This is a genomic window from Bradyrhizobium sp. 157, assembly GCF_023073815.1.
Taxonomy (GTDB): domain Bacteria; phylum Pseudomonadota; class Alphaproteobacteria; order Rhizobiales; family Xanthobacteraceae; genus Bradyrhizobium.
Window position 1 is genome coordinate 1 of the sequence record NZ_JADPKF010000075.1, and the last position, 17,703, is coordinate 17,703.

The 17,703-nt window shown below is 62.5% G+C and carries 17 protein-coding genes, 1 tRNA gene and 1 pseudogene; 14 read left to right on the forward strand and 5 right to left on the reverse strand.

Translation table 11 applies throughout. The features are described 5' to 3' along the window. Positions 1–198: 198 nt before the first annotated feature. Complete coding sequence (locus tag IVA95_RS18715) at positions 199–879, forward strand: site-2 protease family protein (protein WP_247511852.1); 681 nt, start codon at positions 199–201, stop codon at positions 877–879. 45 nt (positions 880–924) lie between these two features. Beyond that, the gene (locus IVA95_RS18720) at positions 925–1,359 is read left to right on the forward strand and encodes a hypothetical protein (protein WP_247511816.1); all 435 of its coding nucleotides are present in this window, start codon (positions 925–927) and stop codon (positions 1,357–1,359) included. A gap of 45 nt (positions 1,360–1,404) precedes the next feature. On the opposite strand, the gene IVA95_RS18725 is transcribed toward IVA95_RS18720, so the two are convergent. Continuing rightward, positions 1,405–2,316 carry a helix-turn-helix domain-containing protein gene (locus IVA95_RS18725; protein ID WP_247511817.1) on the reverse strand — a complete coding sequence of 304 codons (912 nt, stop codon included), beginning with the start codon at positions 2,314–2,316 and terminating at the stop codon, positions 1,405–1,407. Between the two features lie 173 nt (positions 2,317–2,489). Here IVA95_RS18725 and IVA95_RS18730 point away from each other — a divergent pair, with 173 nt between their 5' ends. The 6 genes from IVA95_RS18730 to IVA95_RS18755 are packed head-to-tail and all read left to right on the forward strand — an operon-like array spanning position 2,490 to position 8,499. Next, positions 2,490–3,710 (forward strand): amino acid ABC transporter substrate-binding protein, encoded by a 1,221-nt coding sequence (locus tag IVA95_RS18730; RefSeq protein ID WP_247511857.1) that lies wholly within the window; start codon positions 2,490–2,492, stop codon positions 3,708–3,710. Positions 3,711–3,740: 30 nt separating this feature from the next. Then, a complete protein-coding gene (locus tag IVA95_RS18735) occupies positions 3,741–4,610 on the forward strand; it encodes a branched-chain amino acid ABC transporter permease (RefSeq protein WP_247511818.1) in 870 nt (289 codons plus the stop codon). Further along, positions 4,607–5,551, forward strand: a complete 945-nt coding sequence (locus IVA95_RS18740) for a branched-chain amino acid ABC transporter permease (protein ID WP_247511819.1) — start codon at positions 4,607–4,609, stop codon at positions 5,549–5,551. The genes IVA95_RS18735 and IVA95_RS18740 overlap by 4 nt, the downstream gene beginning before the upstream one ends. Then, entirely contained in the window at positions 5,548–6,297 is a 750-nt protein-coding gene (locus IVA95_RS18745; protein WP_247511820.1) for an ABC transporter ATP-binding protein, read from the forward strand. The genes IVA95_RS18740 and IVA95_RS18745 overlap by 4 nt, the downstream gene beginning before the upstream one ends. Further along, a complete protein-coding gene (locus tag IVA95_RS18750; protein WP_247511821.1) occupies positions 6,290–7,024 on the forward strand; it encodes an ABC transporter ATP-binding protein in 735 nt (244 codons plus the stop codon). The genes IVA95_RS18745 and IVA95_RS18750 overlap by 8 nt, the downstream gene beginning before the upstream one ends. A gap of 23 nt (positions 7,025–7,047) precedes the next feature. After that, positions 7,048–8,499, forward strand: a complete 1,452-nt coding sequence (locus tag IVA95_RS18755) for an aldehyde dehydrogenase (RefSeq protein WP_247511822.1) — start codon at positions 7,048–7,050, stop codon at positions 8,497–8,499. A gap of 118 nt (positions 8,500–8,617) precedes the next feature. On the opposite strand, the gene IVA95_RS18760 is transcribed toward IVA95_RS18755, so the two are convergent. From IVA95_RS18760 to IVA95_RS18775, 4 genes and pseudogenes are all read right to left on the reverse strand, one after another. Continuing rightward, on the reverse strand, positions 8,618–9,409 hold the full coding sequence (locus tag IVA95_RS18760) for a TonB family protein (protein WP_247511823.1): 792 nt from the start codon (positions 9,407–9,409) through the stop codon (positions 8,618–8,620). Further along, positions 9,406–9,873 (reverse strand): TonB system transport protein ExbD, encoded by a 468-nt coding sequence (gene exbD / locus IVA95_RS18765; RefSeq protein WP_247511824.1) that lies wholly within the window; start codon positions 9,871–9,873, stop codon positions 9,406–9,408. Before exbD ends, IVA95_RS18760 begins: the two co-directional genes overlap by 4 nt. 3 nt (positions 9,874–9,876) lie before the next feature. Then, positions 9,877–10,800, reverse strand: a complete 924-nt coding sequence (gene exbB / locus IVA95_RS18770) for a tonB-system energizer ExbB (protein ID WP_247511825.1) — start codon at positions 10,798–10,800, stop codon at positions 9,877–9,879. 68 nt (positions 10,801–10,868) lie between these two features. After that, a pseudogene (locus tag IVA95_RS18775) lies at positions 10,869–11,175 on the reverse strand (PKHD-type hydroxylase); the annotation flags it as partial. 378 nt (positions 11,176–11,553) lie between these two features. Here IVA95_RS18775 and IVA95_RS18780 point away from each other — a divergent pair. The 6 genes from IVA95_RS18780 (at position 11,554) to IVA95_RS18805 (ending at position 17,659) form a co-directional block, all read left to right on the forward strand. Beyond that, positions 11,554–12,723 (forward strand): efflux RND transporter periplasmic adaptor subunit, encoded by a 1,170-nt coding sequence (locus IVA95_RS18780; RefSeq protein WP_247511826.1) that lies wholly within the window; start codon positions 11,554–11,556, stop codon positions 12,721–12,723. Continuing rightward, positions 12,720–15,866, forward strand: a complete 3,147-nt coding sequence (locus IVA95_RS18785) for a multidrug efflux RND transporter permease subunit (protein ID WP_247511827.1) — start codon at positions 12,720–12,722, stop codon at positions 15,864–15,866. The genes IVA95_RS18780 and IVA95_RS18785 overlap by 4 nt, the downstream gene beginning before the upstream one ends. Before the next feature lie 221 nt (positions 15,867–16,087). Beyond that, positions 16,088–16,161, forward strand: a tRNA-Gln gene (locus tag IVA95_RS18790). A 256-nt stretch (positions 16,162–16,417) separates the two neighbouring features. Continuing rightward, positions 16,418–16,795 (forward strand): type II toxin-antitoxin system RelE/ParE family toxin, encoded by a 378-nt coding sequence (locus IVA95_RS18795; protein WP_247511828.1) that lies wholly within the window; start codon positions 16,418–16,420, stop codon positions 16,793–16,795. Continuing rightward, on the forward strand, positions 16,792–17,118 hold the full coding sequence (locus IVA95_RS18800; RefSeq protein WP_247511829.1) for a helix-turn-helix domain-containing protein: 327 nt from the start codon (positions 16,792–16,794) through the stop codon (positions 17,116–17,118). The genes IVA95_RS18795 and IVA95_RS18800 overlap by 4 nt, the downstream gene beginning before the upstream one ends. Before the next feature lie 49 nt (positions 17,119–17,167). After that, positions 17,168–17,659 carry a hypothetical protein gene (locus IVA95_RS18805; protein ID WP_247511830.1) on the forward strand — a complete coding sequence of 164 codons (492 nt, stop codon included), beginning with the start codon at positions 17,168–17,170 and terminating at the stop codon, positions 17,657–17,659. Positions 17,660–17,703: the final 44 nt, after the last annotated feature.

The window sequence follows — 17,703 nt, forward strand, 5'->3', positions numbered from 1 at the left end:
CTCAGTGCCGATCCCGTACAGAAGCAAGTGCCCGGCAGGTGGACAGCGCAAAAAGGGATTGACTAACTAAGGCCCGTTACAGAAGCCCGGATGGAGCGCCAGCTGATCCGGGATCGTTTCGCATGCAGAGTGGACCCATCCCGGATTGCGCTTCGCTCCATCCGGGCTACGATGCCCAGGCAAACCGGGGCTGACCGCTTGAACATCTCACTGTACGGCATTTCGGTCTGGATTCTCCCGATCCTGATCGCCATCACCTTCCATGAGGCCGCCCACGCCTTCGTGGCCTACCGGCTCGGGGACAATACTGCTTGGCAGCTCGGCCGGGTCAGCTTTAATCCCTTCAAGCATATCGATCCGTTTGGGACAGTGATTCTTCCGGGGCTGCTGCTGCTGTCGCATTCACCGTTCCTGTTCGGCTACGCCAAGCCGGTTCCAGTGAACTTCCAGAACCTGAAGCACCCCCGGCTCGACATGGTCTGGGTGGCGCTGGCCGGCCCCGCCACGAACATCGCCCTGGCGCTTGTCACGGCTTTGGCCTTCCACGCCTTGCCATTGGTGCCAGCGGAAGCCGCCAAATGGACGGCAGACAACCTCAAAAACGCCTTTCTGATCAATATCGTGCTGGCGATTTTCAACATGATGCCGATCCCGCCGCTGGACGGTGGCCGGGTCGCCGTCGGACTCTTGCCGCGGGTGCTGGCTTACCCGCTGTCGCGGCTGGAACCGTACGGGCTGCTGATTTTGATCGGACTGCTGATCCTGCTTCCCATCATCGGCGCGCAGCTTGGCCTAAATCTTGATGTTATTTCGGCGATACTGCGGACACTGATCGGTTATGTGATCAGCGCGCTTCTCTTCATCACCGGCAACGCTTAAACTTCAAATAGAAACAAACGCACAAGGGACGAACCGACCCGGGCCATGGCGACCAAAGCTGCCGATATGTTGATCGCACGACGCGCCGACACCCGCGCGAGGGCAGATTTTGCAACCTGGAAAATGATTGCCAAGCTCAACGGCTTTTCCGCCCTGCCGCCCGAGGCACAGAGCTTTCTTGAAGGCTACCGGCAGTTGCTTGCCAGGATGACGGAGGATGATGCTTCCGAAGCAACCATCCAGCTCATGTACAAGAAATACTATGTGGAGATGGGCGGCAGCGGAACGCCGCCGCAGCTTCCGTCCCGCGCGAGTGATCCGACCACCGACAGCGGCAACGTCACTGCGTTCCGCCGTCCGCCCGCCCGGCCGAAACAACAGGCTGTATCGGGACCGGCGACAAAACCGCGGCTGCCGGTAGCGCTGATTTTTATCTGTCTTGCGATCGTCTACGTCAGCATTCGCTACTTCTGGCGCTGAGGCGGGTGCATTACTGGCCGGTTGAAGGTCTGCAACCCAACCGCATCACGGCCATGCCGCGTAGGACGGACCGCTGCGTGCGTGCTCCAACCGTATCTGCCGGCGATAGTTGCCCGGTGACGCGCCGCGATACTTGCGGAAGAAGCGATTGAAATAGGCCGGATCGCGAAAACCCAGACCGTATCCGATCTGCTCGACGGGAAGATCGAGCTGCTGCAGACGCGTACAGGCTTCACGCACCAGGCGCTCGTGGATGATCGCGCGCGGGCCGCAGTTTTTCTCCCGTTGGCAATGGGCGTGCAGCTTGTCGGACGTGACGCCGAGCGCGTCCGCATAGCGCGCTACCGGCCAGCCGTCGCGGTAATGCAGTTCGACCATTTGCAGGAAATTGCCGACCAGCGCCGGACCACCGCCACGCGCTGCAACCTCGTGACGCTCATCATGCGAGGAGCTGAGCCGGCAGAGTTGCAGACACAGCAACAGCAGATGTGAGGCGATCAGCGTCGCGCCGCCAAAGCCGGGCGCGCGCAACTCCGCCACGATCGCGCAGCAGGATTCGGCGATCGTGTCGAGATGTGGAGAAAGCGTCTCGCCGGCAACCAGCGCAGCGCGCTCCGTGGTTCTGCGCAGATGCAGCGCCTCGGCACTGCCCGCGATGATCTTGATCAGGAAGGCATCGTCCACCGACAACAGGAATCCATGCGCGCCGGAACCAACGTGCAGCGCTGCATCGGTGCTGCCCGGCAACCAGAGCAGCGCCGGCGCTTCGAGCGCGACACCCGTTCCGTGCCATGAAGCCCGGCCGCGGTCCGATTGCAGCAACAATAGATGCGCCCGGCGCTCCGCCTTCTGGCGGATGACCCACGATCGAGCCGCCAGGGCGGCCGAAAAAGCTTCCGCACGTACCGCCAGCGCGACGCCGACCGGCAGTCCGTTCAGCCCTGGTGATGCCGACATGCCCCCGTCTCCTGAGACAATCCGCCGCCAGTGAAGCGGAAGATTTGCCAGAAAAGTACAATCTTTCCCCGGTTTCGTCCAATTCCAAGCCTCTAGCAACCTCCCCTAACGTCAGGGTGATCATGAGCGCCAGGTCAATGGCGCCGGTCGACGCACCCTGGGAGGACAAGATGATGACATTCCTGACGCGGCGCACCGCCCTGCTGGCGGCCGCCACCTGCGCCGTTACGCTCGGCCTGACCGCCATCGCCGAGGCGCAAACTTCGATCAAGATCGGCTACGCGATCTCGCGCACCGGCCCCAACACCGGAGGCGCCGCGGTCACCACGATCCCCAACTACGAATTGTGGGTGAAGGAGGTAAATGCCGCCGGTGGCATCAAGCTCGGCGACAAGCGCGTCCCGATCGAGGTCGTGCAATATGACGACCGCTCCAACGCCGAAGAGGCGGTGCGCGCGCTCGAGCGGCTGATCAACCAGGACAAGGTCGATTTCATCCTGCCGCCATGGGGCACCGGCCTCAATCTGGCGGTTGGTCCGACGCTCAATCGCGAAGGCTATCCGCACCTTGCTGCGACCGCCGTGACTGACCGCGCGCCCGAACTCGCCAAGCGCTGGCCCAACAGTTTCTGGCTGCTCGGCACCAGCGCGGACGCCGCCAAATCGCTGGTCGAATTGCTGAACAAATTGCGCGACGAAAAGAAGATCGGCGACACCGTGGCGATGGTCAGCATTGCCGACGGCTTCGGGATTGATCTGTCGTCGGCGGCGCGGCCGGCACTCACCAACGCGAAGTTCAAGCTGGCTTACGACAAGAGCTATCCGATCGGCACGCAAGATCTGGCGCCGATCGTCAATGAGATCAAGGCGCTCAACCCGGATGTCTTCATCGCCTTCAGCTATCCGCCGGATACGCTGGCGCTGACCGAGCAATCGCGTATCGCCGGGCTCAATCCGAAGGTTTTCTATACCGGGGTCGGCACCGCCTTCCCGCTCTATCGGCAAAAATTCGGCAAGAACACCGAAGGCGTGATGGGTATCGGCGGCTGGAGCGGCGACAGTCCGGCAATCAAGGACTATCTCGCCCGCCACAAGGCCGCCGCCAACGGGGCGGAGCCGGACCGCTGGGCGAGCGCGGTCACCTATGCAAGCCTGCAGATGCTGCAGCAGGCGATCGAGCGCGTCGGCAAGATCGACCGCGCTTCCGTCATCAAGGACCTGCAGACCGGCACGTTCGATACCGTGATCGGCAAGGTCAAGCTCGAGAACAACATGCCGACGCGCTTCTGGTGGGTTGGCCAGTGGCAGGACGGTGAGTTCTATGGCATCGCACCGGCGAAGAACGAAGGCGCGCGCACCGCGATCGTCCCGAAGCCGGCGTGGGTGGCACCGTAACGTCAAGATTGAGACGCGGCCGGCACGCCAATGACCAACGCCATTCTGACCGGCCTGATGCTGGGCGGCATGTATGCGCTCATCGCCATGGGGCTCACGCTCCAGTACGGCGTTGCACGCATCATGAACCTTTCCTACGGTGAGTTTCTGATTGCAGCCGCCTTTGCATCGCACTGGCTGTTCACGGGTTGGGCGATCAGTCCGTTTGTCGGACTGGCGCTGGTCGTCCCCCTCGCCTTCGTGCTGAACTTTGCAGTCTACAAACTGCTACTGACCCCGTTGGTGCGACGCGCGCCCAACCGGGACGCGCTCGAGGTCGACAGCATTCTCGCAACCTTTGGCCTCACCTTCGTCATTCAGGGCTTGATGCTCGCGCTGTTCGGCGGAGCCTATTACAGCTATTCGTTCCTGGCCTTCCCGGTGCAGTTTCTCGGCGAGACGGTTGCGGCCAACCGCCTCGCCGCGCTCGGGATCACCATCCTGTTAAGCTTGGCGCTCTATGCCGCGTTGACGCGCACCCGCGCCGGCACGGCGGTACGCGCGGTCGCCGTCGATCCCTTCGCGGCGCAGCTTGTTGCCATCAATGTACCGCAGGCTTCCGCCCTGACATTTGCATTGGGCGGCGCCCTGGTAGCAGCGGCCGGCGTGCTGGTCAGCACCTTTCTCACCTTCAGCGCGTCATCCGGCGTCGTCTTCACGATGAAGGCCCTGATCGTCGTCGTGATGGGCGGCGTCGGCAATATGCTGGGCTGCCTGGTCGCGGGACTAGCACTCGGTCTCAGCGAGGCGCTGGTTGCCTCCTATGTCGATCCCGGACTTACGCTCGCAGTCAATTTCGCACTGTTTCTCGCTGTGCTGCTGGTGAAGCCGGCCGGACTGTTTGGCAGGGCCACGCGATGAGCGCTCGTATTGCCGGCTTCGGTGCCGTCGCGCTCGCAGCGCTTGCACTGCTGGCGCTCGTTCCGCGCCTCGGCAATGCCTACTACCTCGCGCTCGCCATTAGCCTATTGCAATACACCGTACTGGCGACGGCCTGGGGCATGTTCTCAGGGCCCACACGCTATGTCTCGCTGGCAACGACCGCGTTCTTCGGTGTCGGCGCCTATACGGTTGCTGTGCTCGGCGAGATCTTGCCGTGGCCGCTGGTGCTGCTGATCGCAGCGGCGCTCGGCGCCATTGTGGCTGGCATCGTCGGGCTCTCGACGCTGCGCTTGAGCGGCGTGTATTTCGTCATCTTCACGTTTGGCCTGACGGAACTGATCCGCCAGCTCGTGGTCTGGTTCGAGGTCAACAAGTCACGCGTGCTCGGGCGCTATGTCTTCGTCGACATCACGCAGGCCGATATCTACTGGCAATTGCTGGCGCTGACCGCCGCGGTATTCCTGCTGGGCTGGCTGATCGCGCGCTCGCGGCTCGGCTTTGCGCTACGGGTGATCGGCGAAGACGAGACCGTCGCAAAACATTGCGGGATCAATACCACCTTCGCCAAAGTCGCCCTGTTCACGATCAGCGCCACGGTGATGACGCTGGTCGGCGCAATCATGGCGCCGCGCTGGACCTATATCGAACCGTCGATCGCCTTCAATTCGATGATCTCGTTTCAGGTGCTGATCATGGCGCTGCTCGGCGGCGCGCACCGGCTGTGGGGACCGGTGCTCGGCGCCGTGCCGCTGACATTGCTGTTTGAGCTGCTGAGCGCGCGCTTTCCGAACACGTTCACGATCATCCTCGGCTGCATTTTCCTGCTGATCGTTTACATGCTGCCGAGGGGCGTCGCGGGATTGTTCGAGAAGCTCTCGACGACGGCGGGCAGCAAAGCCACGCAACGGGCAACCGCATGAGCCAGGGCAGCGGAACACCAGTGCTGGTGATCAACGGGCTGCGGCGCACGTTCGGCGGGCTCGTCGCGGTCAACGACCTCGGCTTCGCGGTTGCCCAAGGCGAAATCATGGGCCTGCTCGGTCCCAACGGGTCGGGCAAGACCACCGCGCTCAATCTGATCTCGGGCGTGCTGCGTCCCGATGCCGGCACCATCCGTCTGATGGGCCAGAACATCGCGGGCCTTGCGTCGTACCGGATCGCACGGCTCGGTCTTGCCCGAACGTTCCAGCTCGTCCGCGTGCTCGACGGCATGGATTGCCGCGAGAACATCAAGGCAGGGTTGGCGTTCCAGAGACCGCATCTGCCCGCATCCGAGACAGAACTGCGGATCGACACGCTGCTTGATCGCGTCGGTCTTGCCGGGCACGACCGGCGGCCCGCGGCGGACCTCACCTATATCGACCGCAAGCGCCTGGAACTCGCACGCGCCCTGGCGGCAAAGCCGCGACTGCTGCTGCTCGACGAATGGCTCGCCGGACTAAATCCATCCGAACTTGCGATCGGCATCGAGCTGATCCGGTCGTTGAAGGCAGACGGGATCACCATCGTCCTGGTCGAACACGTGATGAGCGCGGTTCGCGCGCTTTGCGACCGCTGCATCGTGATGAGCAGCGGACGCAAGATCGCCGAAGGCGTGACTGCGGACGTACTGAGCGATGCGGCCGTCGTGAAGGCCTATCTTGGCGGGGTGGCCGCCGATGCTTGAGGTCGCAAATCTGAGCCTCGCTTATGGCCTGCACCGCGCACTCGACGGCGTCGCTCTCAGAGTCGGCCGCAGCGAAATCGTGACGATTCTCGGCGCGAATGGCGCCGGCAAGACGTCGCTCCTGAAGGCCATCGCCGGAGTCGTTCGGACACTGCCAGGCAAGCAGGTGCGCCTCGGTGGCCGCGATATCTCCGCGCTTGCCGCGCATGAGATCGTCGAAAGCGGGCTGGCGCTGGTGCCCGAGGGCCGCGGCATTTTCGGCGATTTGACTGTGAAGGAAAATCTTCTGCTCGGCGCCAATCCGAAGCGCGCCCGCGAGGGCGAAGCGGCGCGGCGCGAGCAAGTGCTTGCGCTGTTTCCGCGCCTGCGCGAGCGCGCCGGCCAGATCGCGCGCACCATGAGCGGCGGCGAACAGCAGATGCTCGCCATCGGCCGCGCGCTGATGTCCAATCCCGATATCCTGTTGCTCGACGAGCCGTCGCTCGGGCTCTCGCCGGCCATGGTGCAGGAGTTGTTCGCCACCTTGCGCCGTGTGCGCGAGGCCGGCGTTGGGCTCCTCCTCGTCGAACAGAACGCGCAGGAGAGCCTGCGGATCGCCGATCGCGGCTATGTGCTCGCGAACGGCGTCATCGTCGGGCACGGCACCGCCGCCGAGTTGAAAGCCGATCCCGCCGTCCAGCGCGCCTATCTCGGCGGCGTGCCGCCGGCCACCGCATCATCGTCATAAGCCCCGCTTGAGGAGAGAAAGCCATGTATGAAATTTCGCTGCTGCTCGAGAGCAAGGACGTGCCCGCATCGAACGGCGCGACGTTCGATCGCCTGAACCCGGTCACCGGCGATCTCGCAAGCCGCGCCGCGGCAGCCCAAATCGCGGATGCAAAGCGCGCGGCCGATACCGCCGCAGCCGCCTTCCCCGCGTGGTCCGCTACCGGCCCGAACGCCAGGCGCGCGATCCTGTTGAAGGCTGCCGATCTTCTGGCGTCGAAGGCGTCGCAATTCGTCGAGCTGATGGCCGCGGAAACCGGCGCGACGGCCGGCTGGGCCGGCTTCAACGTTCACCTCGCGGCCGGCATGCTGCGCGAGGCCGCCGCCATGACCACGCAGATTTCAGGCGAGGTCATCCCCTCGGACAAGCCGGGCTGCATCGCGATGGCCGTGCGCCAACCCGCGGGCGTCGTGCTTAGCATGGCGCCTTGGAACGCGCCGGTCATTCTCGGCGTACGCGCCATCGCCCTGCCGCTTGCCTGCGGCAACACCGTCGTGCTGAAGGCCTCCGAAATTTGCCCGGGCACCCACCGGCTGATCGCCGAATGCCTGCACGACGCCGGCCTGCCGCCGGGTGTCCTCAACGTCATCACCAACGCGCCGGAAGATGCCCCTGCCCTGATCGAAATGCTGATCGGCCATCCCGCCGTGCGGCGTGTCAATTTCACCGGCTCGACGCGCGTCGGCCGCATCATCGCGCAGGTGGCGGCAAAGTACCTCAAACCAGCCTTGCTCGAGCTCGGCGGCAAGGCGCCAATGATCGTGCTCGACGACGCCGATCTCGACGCAGCCGTTGCCGCCGCAGCGTTCGGCGCCTTCATGAACCAGGGCCAGATCTGCATGTCGACCGAGCGGCTCGTCGTCGACGAGAAGATCGCCGATGCGTTCGTAACGAAGCTCGCGGCGAAAGCCGGATCGCTGGTCGCCGGCGACCCGCGCAAGGGTAGCGCACCGCTGGGATCGCTGATCGGCACCGATGCCGCCGTCCGCATCCAGGCGTTGATCAACGATGCCGTCAGCAAGGGCGCCAAGGTGGTCGCAGGCGGGCGCAGTGAGGGAACGCTGATGTCGGCGACGGTGATCGACGGCGTCAACTCGTCGATGCGGATCTACGACGAGGAGTCGTTCGGTCCGGTAGTCTGCGTCGTGCGCGTCAACGGCACGGACGAAGCCGTTCGCGTCGCCAATGACACTGAATACGGGCTATCGGCAGCGGTATTCGGCCGCGATATCGCGCGCGCGTTCGAGGTCGCCAAGCGCATTGATTCGGGCATCTGTCACGTCAACGGGCCCACCGTTCACGATGAGGCGCAGATGCCGTTCGGCGGCGTCAAGGCGTCGGGCTATGGCCGTTTCGGCGGCAAGGCAGGTATCGCCGAATTCACCGAGTTGCGCTGGATCACGATCGAAACAGGGCCACAGCATTATCCGATCTAACGCCTCGCTTCTGACCAAGTCAGAACCGAAGCTCTGGATTCTTGTTTTGACGCGTTCTCTTCACGCGAACCGGTGTCCACTTCGCTCGAAAACGCTATAGCGGCGGCAGTGCTGGGCGTCAGCTCTTGTTCTTAACGCGGAAGATCACCGGCAGCGTGAACGTCAGGCCTTCGTCGGCAACGACAGGCGGCGGCATCGGGACCGGATCGGAGCGGCGCACCATCGCCAGCGCCGCCGCGTCGAAGGCCGGATCGCCCGATCCCTTTTCGATATCGGTCGACAGCACGCGGCCCATGCGGTCTAGCGTAAAGCGAACCTGGATCTCGGCAGATTTTTGCTGCCGTTCCTTCGGGTAGCGCTTGTGCTTGTCGAGATGCGCGACGAGCTCCTTTTGCCACGTCGCGCGCGCGCGTCGTGCGCTCTCGCCGGTGCCGATCACCGGTGCGATGGAACGCTGCCCTTCCGGAATGTCCTCAGAACTCGGCGTCGCGGTTGCCTCGGAGGCAACCGACTCGGTCGACGCCTGCGTCTGCACCGCCGCGATCTTCGGATCGTCCTCTTTCGGCTTCTTCGACTCGTTCTCCGTCACCACGCGGTCGGCCTCTTCGGGCTCCGTCGGCTTGTCCTGCGGCAGCTCGGTTTCCTTGACCTCGGCCTTCTGCTCGGCGAGCTGCGGCGACGCCGCGGACGCATCGGTGTCCGGGCCCGGCGGCAGATCGGTCACCTCGCGGCGCACGGAGGCCATTTCGAGCCCGATCTCGATTGCCGACGCACCGAGGGCGTCATCGGCTTCTTCGGTCTGCAAATGCGCGATCGCCAGCGCGGCGCCGCCAATGTGGAGCGCGAGCGCAATCACCGCGGCAGAAATCCAGAGCGGCCGCGAAGGCCTTTGCTCGTCGAGGCCGGTCAAGGCTTTGCCGGCGCCGCTTGCGCCGCAGCTGCTTCAGGAACGCCTTCGAGCGCCACCAGCTTGATTTTGGAATAGCCGCCGGCGCGCAGGATTTCGAGCACGTCCATCAATTCGCCATAGGGCACGGCGCGGTCAGCGCGCAGGAAGACGTGACGCTCTTTGCTGGCATCCGGCATCGCATCGAGCGAGCGCACCAGATCGACGCGCTTGACCATGTTCTCCCCGATCGCAACCGAGAGATCCGGCTTGATGCTCACATAAGTGGGCTTGTCCGGCTTCTTCTGCGGGGTTGCGGTCGACGTCGGCAAATCGATCGGCAGGTCGACGGTCGACAATGGCGCCGCGACCATGAAGATGATCAGGAGAACCAGAACGACGTCGATGAACGGCGTGACGTTGATCTCGTGCGATTCGGCGAAATCGCTGTCATCATCGAGGTCGTGTTCTGCGATTGACGCGCCCATCGCCTACTCCGCCGCCGCGCGGGCATGCGAGCCGCCGAGTGAACTAACGTGGGTACGGTCGAGATCGCGCGACAGCAGCCGTCCTGCGACGCCCGATGCACGGCTGACCAGTTCCATGTAACCCTTGGTGACGCGCGCGAAGTGATTGTAGATGATGACGGCCGGGATCGCGGCGACGAGGCCGATCGCGGTTGCGAGCAGCGCTTCGGCGATGCCAGGTGCCACCACGGCAAGGTTCGTGGTCTGCGATTTCGAAATGCCGATAAAGCTGTTCATGATGCCCCAGACGGTGCCGAACAGTCCGACGAACGGCGAGGTCGCGCCGATGGTCGCGAGCAGGCCCATACCGAGCCGGATCCGACGCGCCTCGGCGCGCACGATTTCCGAGAAGCTCGACGCGGCGCGCTCCTTGATGCCGGCGTCGCTCGAAATGCCCGCCGACAGCCGCGCCTCGCGCATCGCTGCCGCGAGCAAGGACGACAGCACGCTGCCCTTGGAACCCAGCGCGAATTGCGCTTCCGCCAGTGACCTCGCATCGGAGATCTTGGCAAGCGCCCGGCGCACTTTGCGCTGAATGACGGTGAGCTCGACCATCTTGGCGATGAAAATGGTCCAGGTCACCAGCGAGGCAAAGGCGAGACCGATCATGACCGCCTTGACCACCACGTCAGCCGACATGAACATCGACCAGGGCGACAATTCGCGGAGTTCAGCGGCAGCCGACTTCAGCAATTTGCTCTCGCGTTCCGGAGGCGTCGCGGCTGAATCCGAAGGTGCGGCCGGCGCAGCCGCCGGCTGGGCCGGCGCGGCCGGGACCTGCGATACGGCGGGCGCCTGCTGGGCCGCAGGTGCGGACGACGCCGCAGGAGGCGTGCCCTGCTGGGCCGACGACGGCGCCGACAGCGACAGCATCGCCAGCGCGGACATCACCGCAAATATCATAACGCGAGAAAGAGACATGTTGTTCATACTTCGGCCCAGTAGCGGATCAGGTTCTAATAGATACCGGTCAATTTGACCGTTTCGGGGTCGTCTCGCCCAAGCCGCTCCACCAGGGCCTGGATCGAGGTGTCGAGATCGAAGATCAGGCTGCGGGCGTAGGCATCCGTACCATGCTCTGGAGCCTGAAAAAAGATGCCACACGCATACCCGGTGCGACCGGCGTGACCAGATGCAACGAGACGCAGGACTCTAGACGCAGGACCAAGGCACGAGGTCACCGGCCGCGAGCTTGATCCGGTGGGAACCGTGAAGGTCCGCGACCACCAGCTCGCCGCCGTCGCATTCATCCGGCTCCGAAAGGAGGTGCCGCTGACTCAGCTCGCAGCAACCGACCGGCGGCAGGACAAATCCTGCACCGTAGGTACCGAGCGAAACTTTCGGGGTCAACGCGGCTGGGGCGAGACGTCGCTTGAATCCATCCAGATCAAAACGATTCTAATTTGCGGTCCAAAGTCGTTCGACAGTTGGCGATGCGGATGAGATTGCGAGCCACGCGTCATGCCGATCCTCGCGCGTGCGCTATGCCGATTCTCGCGCGTGCGCTGCCGCAACCTTTCCAATAGTTTAGGATTCTCAAGCGCTCGTGCGTGTACGCACCGAGAGCGCGCAGACTATACCTGTCTCGACAGGGAACCGTGCTGGGCGCCTTTGCCTGTTATCCGAAACAAGTGGTTCAGCATGTCGAGATCACGCACCATCCGTTGGGTCTTGTTGGTCGCAGCGATCGCCGCGCTAGTAGGCTTTTTCGGCTGGCAGCGATTCCAAAGCGAGGCCCGTGAGGCGCAAGCTGAAGCCCAGAAGCCCGCGCCAGCCCGTGCTGCCGTGCCCGTGCGAACGGCCCTGGTCGAAAGGACCAGTTTTCCCGTTTATCTGACCGGCCTCGGCACTGTGCAAGGCTTCAACACCGTCGTCGTCCGCACCCGCGTCGACGGTCAGATCAATCGAATTGCGTTTCAGGAAGGCCAGTTCGTCACGGAAGGCGATACGTTGGCCGAGATCGATCCGCGGCCGTTCCAGGCCGCGCTCGATCAGGCCAAGGCGAAGAAGGCGCAGGATCAAGCCAATCTCGCCAACGCCAACCTCGACCTGCAGCGCTCCACTCGGCTCGGTGAGTTCGCGACCCGCCAGCAAACGGATACCCAGCGTGCCTTGGTCGCGCAATTGACGGCGCAAGTGGCCGGCGACGATGCGGCGATCGAAAACGCGCAGACCCAGCTCGATTACGCCACCATCAAGGCACCGATCTCCGGTGTAGCCGGGCTGCGCCAGGTCGACGTCGGCAATATCGTCAACGCTGCGACTCAGACCGGCATCGTTACGATCGCCCAGATCGAACCGATCGCGGTGATCTTCACCGCGCCGGAAGACCACTTGCCGGATATCAGAGCCGCGCTGGCCGCCGGTTCTCCCAAAGTGATCGCACTCTCCACGGACGGCAAGCGGGTGCTTTCCACCGGCACGCTTTCCCTGATCAACAACCAGGTCGACACATCAAGCGGTACGGTCCGGCTCAAGGCGGTCTTTGACAACAAGGACCACGCGCTGTGGCCGGGCCAGTCGGTTTCGACCCGGCTGCTGATTGCGACGCTGGAGAACGCTACCGTAATTCCCGACGATGCCGTCCAGCATGGCCCCAACGGACTTTACGCCTACACGGTCAGCCCCGAGAACAAGGCCGAGCTCCGCAAGATCAAGGTGACGCGGTCGATCGATGGCCGTTCGGTGGTCGACGAGGGGCTGTCGCCGGGCGATCGGGTGATCACGGCGGGTCAGTTCAAGGTTCAGCCCGGCACATTGGTCACAACCGCGGTCGCCAGTTCGGATCAGGCGAAGGCTGCCCGGGAATGAGCCAGGGAATTTCCGCCCCCTTCATTCGCTACCCGATCGGGACCTCGCTGATGATGGCGGGGATCATGTTCGTCGGCCTCGTCGCCTATCCACTGCTGCCGGTCGCGCCGCTGCCGCAGGTCGATTTTCCGACCATTCAGGTCTCCGCCTCCCTGCCCGGCGGTAGTCCGGAGACTATGGCGTCGTCGGTGGCGCAACCGCTGGAGCGCCAGCTCGCGCAGATTCCCGGCGTCGCGCAGATGACCTCGACCAGCTATCTCGGTACGACGGCGATCACGATCCAGTTCGATCTGAACCGCCCGATCGATGCCGCGGCTAACGACGTGCAGGCCGCGATCAATGCTGCCAGCGGCCAGTTGCCAAAAAATCTTCCCTCGCCGCCGATCTATCGCAAGGTCAACCCGGCGGATGCGCCAATCCTGATACTGTCGGCGACTTCGGACACGCTGCCGCTCACCACCGTCAGCGACTCCGTGGATGCCCAGCTTGCCCAACAGATCAGCCAGATCTCCGGCGTGGCCCAGGTGATCATCGGCGGACAGCAGAAGCCTGCCATCCGCATTCAGATCGACCCGGCAAAGCTTGTTGCCAAGGGGCTATCGCTGGAAGATGTTCGCAGCCAGATCGCGATCACGACCGTTGACAGCCCCAAGGGCAATATCGACGGCGAGCGCCGCGCCTATACCATTTATGCCAACGACCAGTTGCCGGATTCCAAGGACTGGAACGACGTCATCATCGCCTATCGCAACGGCGGCCCATTGCGAATTCGCGATATCGGCCAGGCCGTCACCGGTCCGGAAGACGCCAAGCAGGCGGCCTGGGCCAATGGCAAGCGCGGTGTGTTCCTGGTCGTGTTCAAGCAGCCCGGCGCAAACGTCATCGAGACCGTCGATCGGATCAAGGCGACGCTGCCGCGGCTGGTCGCCGCGATCCCGGCGGCGGTCAAGATCGAGGTGATGAGTGATCGCACCACGACGATTCGCGCTGCGGTCGAGGACGTGCAATTCACCATGCTGCTGACCATCGCGCTCGTCGTGATGGTCATCTTCATCTTCCTGCGCAACTTCTGGGCAACGGTAATCCCGGCCGTGACAGTGCCGCTGGCGCTGCTCGGCGCCTGCGCGCTGATGTGGGTGTGCGGCTATTCGCTCGACAATCTCTCGCTGATGGCGCTCACCATCGCCGTCGGTTTCGTGGTCGACGACGCCATCGTGATGCTCGAGAACATCACGCGCTACATCGAGAAAGGCGAAAAGCCGATGGCCGCCGCCTTCAAAGGCGCCAGCGAAATCGGCTTCACCATCGTGTCGATCAGCATCTCGCTGGTCGCCGTGCTGATTCCGCTGTTACTGATGGGCGGTATCATCGGGCGGCTGTTCCGCGAATTCGCGGTGGTGCTCGCGATGACCATTCTCGTATCGATGGTCGTGTCCCTGACGCTGACGCCGATGATGGCTTCGCGCTTCCTCCGCGCGCATGGCGAAACCAGCCATGGCCGGGTTTATCAATGGAGCGAGCGCGGTTTCGACGCGATGCTGCGCGTCTACGAGCGCAGCCTCGATCTGGCGCTGCGCTGGAAGCTCACCACGCTGATGATGTTCTTCGCCACCCTGGGATTATCGGTCTATCTGTTCGTCATCATCCCGAAAGGCTTCTTCCCGCAGCAGGACAATGGCCTGATCACGGCCACCTCGGAAGCCAGCCAGGACATCTCCTTTGCCGACATGAAGCGGCATCAGGAGGAGCTTGGAAAAATCGTGCAGGCCGACCCCGACGTCGCCTCGGTCGCGATGGCGATCGGCGGCAGCGGCCGCGCCGGCAATAACGGCAATCTCTACATCACGTTAAAGCCGCGCGACGAGCGCGAGGCGAGCGCCCAGCAGATCATCGCGCGTCTCCGTCCGCAGTTGGAGAAAGTCGAAGGCGCCCGCCTCTATATGCAGGCGGCGCAGGACGTGCGGCTCGGCGGCCGGCCGACGCGAACGCAATTCGAGTTCACGCTGCAGGACGCCGACCTCGCCGAGCTGAACGAATGGGCGCCGAAGATTTTGGCGAAGATGCAGACGCTGCCGGAACTGCGCGACGTCGCCACCGACCAGCAGACCAACGGCACCACGCTGGAGCTGAAGATCAACCGCGACACCGCCGCGCGCTACGGCATCCAGCCGCAACTGATCGATGACACGCTCTATGATGCGTTCGGTCAGCGCCAGGTGACTCAGTATTTTACCCAGCTCAACACCTACAAGGTGGTGCTCGAGGTGCTGCCGGAATTGCAGGGCAGCCTCGACACGCTGAACAAGATCTACGTGAAATCGCCCACCACGGGCGACCAGGTGCCGCTGTCGACCTTTGCGACCTGGACCAGCGTGCCGGTGCGGCCGCTGTCGATCAGCCATCAGGGCCAGTTTCCGGCGATCACGATCAGCTTCAACCTCGCGCAAGGCGTGGCGCTGGGACAGGCGACCGACGCGGTGCAGAAAGCGATGGTCGAGCTTGGCGCACCGACGACGCTCAATTCGAGTTTCCAGGGCACCGCGCAGGCGTTCCAGCAGTCGCTCGGCAGCGTGCCGCTACTGATCCTCGCAGCGCTCGTGGTGGTGTACCTGATCCTCGGCATTCTCTACGAAAGCTACATCCATCCGATCACGATCTTGTCCACGCTGCCATCTGCCGGCGTCGGCGCGCTGGCGATCCTGATGCTGTTCGGGTTCGATTTCAGCCTGATCGCGCTGATCGGCATCGTGCTGTTGATCGGCATCGTGAAGAAGAACGGCATCATGATGGTCGACTTCGCGATCACGGCCGAACGCGACGAGCAGCTCGAGCCCGAAGCCGCGATCCGAAAGGCGGCGCTATTGCGATTCCGCCCCATTATGATGACGACGATGGCGGCGCTGCTCGGCGGCGTACCGCTGATGCTCGGTACCGGCACGGGATCGGAAATTCGCCAGCCGCTCGGTTATGCCATGGTCGGCGGCCTGCTCGTCAGCCAGGCGCTGACGCTGTTCACGACGCCGGTGGTCTATCTCTATCTGGACCGGCTTTCGAACGCCTTTGCGCGCTCGGGCCGTTCGACCGATCTTGACCATGACGCCCATGCGGATGGGCAACGATCCGTTAAGCAAGCCGCCGAATGACTTGTTTAGGTCGTCGATAAATCATCTTGGGGGTCTGTCGCCGCGGTTCGAAGCGCCACCTAAATTGGTTTGCTCAGCTTCAAAAAGCCCCCTTCTACGCTTGCCAAGGCCCGGACCGAGCGGGTAGAACGACGCACCAGCGAAAGCGGCGATTTGCACGATCCCGCTCCAGCCGATTGCCCGGACATTCGAATAAGCTATTGATGTTATTGAGCAATCATTGGGGAATGGTGTAACGGTAGCACAACAGACTCTGACTCTGTTTGTCTAGGTTCGAATCCTAGTTCCCCAGCCAGCTTTAAATTATTGAAAATGCTGGAATATTTCGGATTAGCTACCTAGATTTCGTGCTATTCCTTGTTGCGCCTGTTGCGCAAAAATCCTCAATAGTTCCAGCGGCTCCCATGCATTCCCGGCTAGTCGGCGCAACACGATATGCAACATGATGTGGGCCGGATTGCGCGATCACGCTGGGCATTGAAAAGGAACTTGACGTGACTACGTGAGTTACGTACAAGAGCCGGGTCCGTTAATTACGTAGTCATACAACAATGCATACTGTAGCTCGGCTCCATTCCTTTGACCGTGCCGCTAAAGATGCGGGACTTTCGGAGGAAGAAATTACCGATATTATCGATTTTTTGGCGGAGAACCCGGATGCCGGCGATGAGCTAGCTGGTACGGGCGGATGCCGGAAGATCAGGGTTGCAGGCCGCGGCAAAGGGAAGCGTGGTGGCTATCGAACCATTACGTTCTATACGGGCGACACAATGCCTGTGTTCTTGGTCACGGTGTTTGGGAAAGGCGAGAAATCTACTCTGACGCCGAGCGAATCGGCGGCGTTGAAGGTCCTGACAAAGCAAATCGTGCATGAGTATCGAAATAAAGTGACGACGTTAGATAGACAGCAGCAGGGTAAATCAGCATGAGCAAAAAGGCATTCGACAAGATCGCAGCTGGCCTCAACGAGGCCCTTGAGATCGCGCGCGGCAACGCGAAGCCTAGCAAGCTCCACGTGCCGCCGGAGATCAACGTTCGCAGCATTCGTCAGAAACTAGAACTGTCGCAGGATGATTTTGCGGCCGAGTTCGGCTTCACGATCAACCAGATTCGCGATTGGGAGCAAGCTCGGACCCGTCCACTTGGCGGCAACCGCGCTTATCTCATGATTATTCAGCGCGACCCTAAAGCCGTGCTTAGTATTCTACGATCGGTTGCCGCGAAGCGCCGCAGCGCGAAGAAGGCAGCGTAACTATGAACCCCGCTTCGGCGGGGTTTACTTTTATCTGCTGGACGCAAAATTGGTTGACGTATCTGCCATAGCTGGTGCTATCGCCGCTCTCAGAAGCGCGAACGACATTGCGCAAGCTATGATGGGATTGCGCGACGCCGCCGCCTTTCAATCGAAACTGATCGAGTTCCAAGGCAAGATCATCGAAGCAAACAACAGCGCATTCGCTGCGCAGGACGAGCGTTCGGCACTCCTCCAAAAAATAAGCCATCTTGAAAACGAAGTGGCGGCTCTCAAGGCCAACCAGCGCAAGTTTGATCGCTATGCGTTAAAGGACTTCGGCGCGGGTTCATACGCCTACGAATTAAAAGCTTCAGAAGCCAACGGCGAACCAATTCACCGCGCCTGTGCAACCTGCTTCCAGCAGGAAAACATTAGCATCCTGCATTTCTCACATCAGTCGGAGGGACAGGACTGGTTCGATTGCTTTCGCTGCAAGAATCGGCAGCACTTCGGTAGGTACGCGCGCCGGGTTGTCGACTCCTCACACTCAGACTTTTGAGAAGCGGCACTAGTTCGCACGATACCGTCGTGCTTCCCTGCCCT

Excerpts from the sequence above, each read along its gene's own strand:
- exbB (WP_247511825.1), bottom strand. The coding sequence starts at position 10,800 with ATGTCCGCGCTGGCGATGCTGTCGCTGTCGGCGCCGTCGTCGGCCCAG.
- IVA95_RS18750 (WP_247511821.1), top strand. The coding sequence starts at position 6,290 with ATGCTTGAGGTCGCAAATCTGAGCCTCGCTTATGGCCTGCACCGCGCA.
- IVA95_RS18745 (WP_247511820.1), top strand. The coding sequence starts at position 5,548 with ATGAGCCAGGGCAGCGGAACACCAGTGCTGGTGATCAACGGGCTGCGG.
- IVA95_RS18795 (WP_247511828.1), top strand. The coding sequence starts at position 16,418 with ATGCATACTGTAGCTCGGCTCCATTCCTTTGACCGTGCCGCTAAAGAT.
- IVA95_RS18800 (WP_247511829.1), top strand. The coding sequence starts at position 16,792 with ATGAGCAAAAAGGCATTCGACAAGATCGCAGCTGGCCTCAACGAGGCC.
- IVA95_RS18730 (WP_247511857.1), top strand. The coding sequence starts at position 2,490 with ATGACATTCCTGACGCGGCGCACCGCCCTGCTGGCGGCCGCCACCTGC.
- exbD (WP_247511824.1), bottom strand. The coding sequence starts at position 9,873 with ATGGGCGCGTCAATCGCAGAACACGACCTCGATGATGACAGCGATTTC.
- IVA95_RS18785 (WP_247511827.1), top strand. The coding sequence starts at position 12,720 with ATGAGCCAGGGAATTTCCGCCCCCTTCATTCGCTACCCGATCGGGACC.
- IVA95_RS18720 (WP_247511816.1), top strand. The coding sequence starts at position 925 with ATGGCGACCAAAGCTGCCGATATGTTGATCGCACGACGCGCCGACACC.
- IVA95_RS18725 (WP_247511817.1), bottom strand. The coding sequence starts at position 2,316 with ATGTCGGCATCACCAGGGCTGAACGGACTGCCGGTCGGCGTCGCGCTG.
- IVA95_RS18735 (WP_247511818.1), top strand. The coding sequence starts at position 3,741 with ATGACCAACGCCATTCTGACCGGCCTGATGCTGGGCGGCATGTATGCG.
- IVA95_RS18755 (WP_247511822.1), top strand. The coding sequence starts at position 7,048 with ATGTATGAAATTTCGCTGCTGCTCGAGAGCAAGGACGTGCCCGCATCG.
- IVA95_RS18780 (WP_247511826.1), top strand. The coding sequence starts at position 11,554 with ATGTCGAGATCACGCACCATCCGTTGGGTCTTGTTGGTCGCAGCGATC.
- IVA95_RS18740 (WP_247511819.1), top strand. The coding sequence starts at position 4,607 with ATGAGCGCTCGTATTGCCGGCTTCGGTGCCGTCGCGCTCGCAGCGCTT.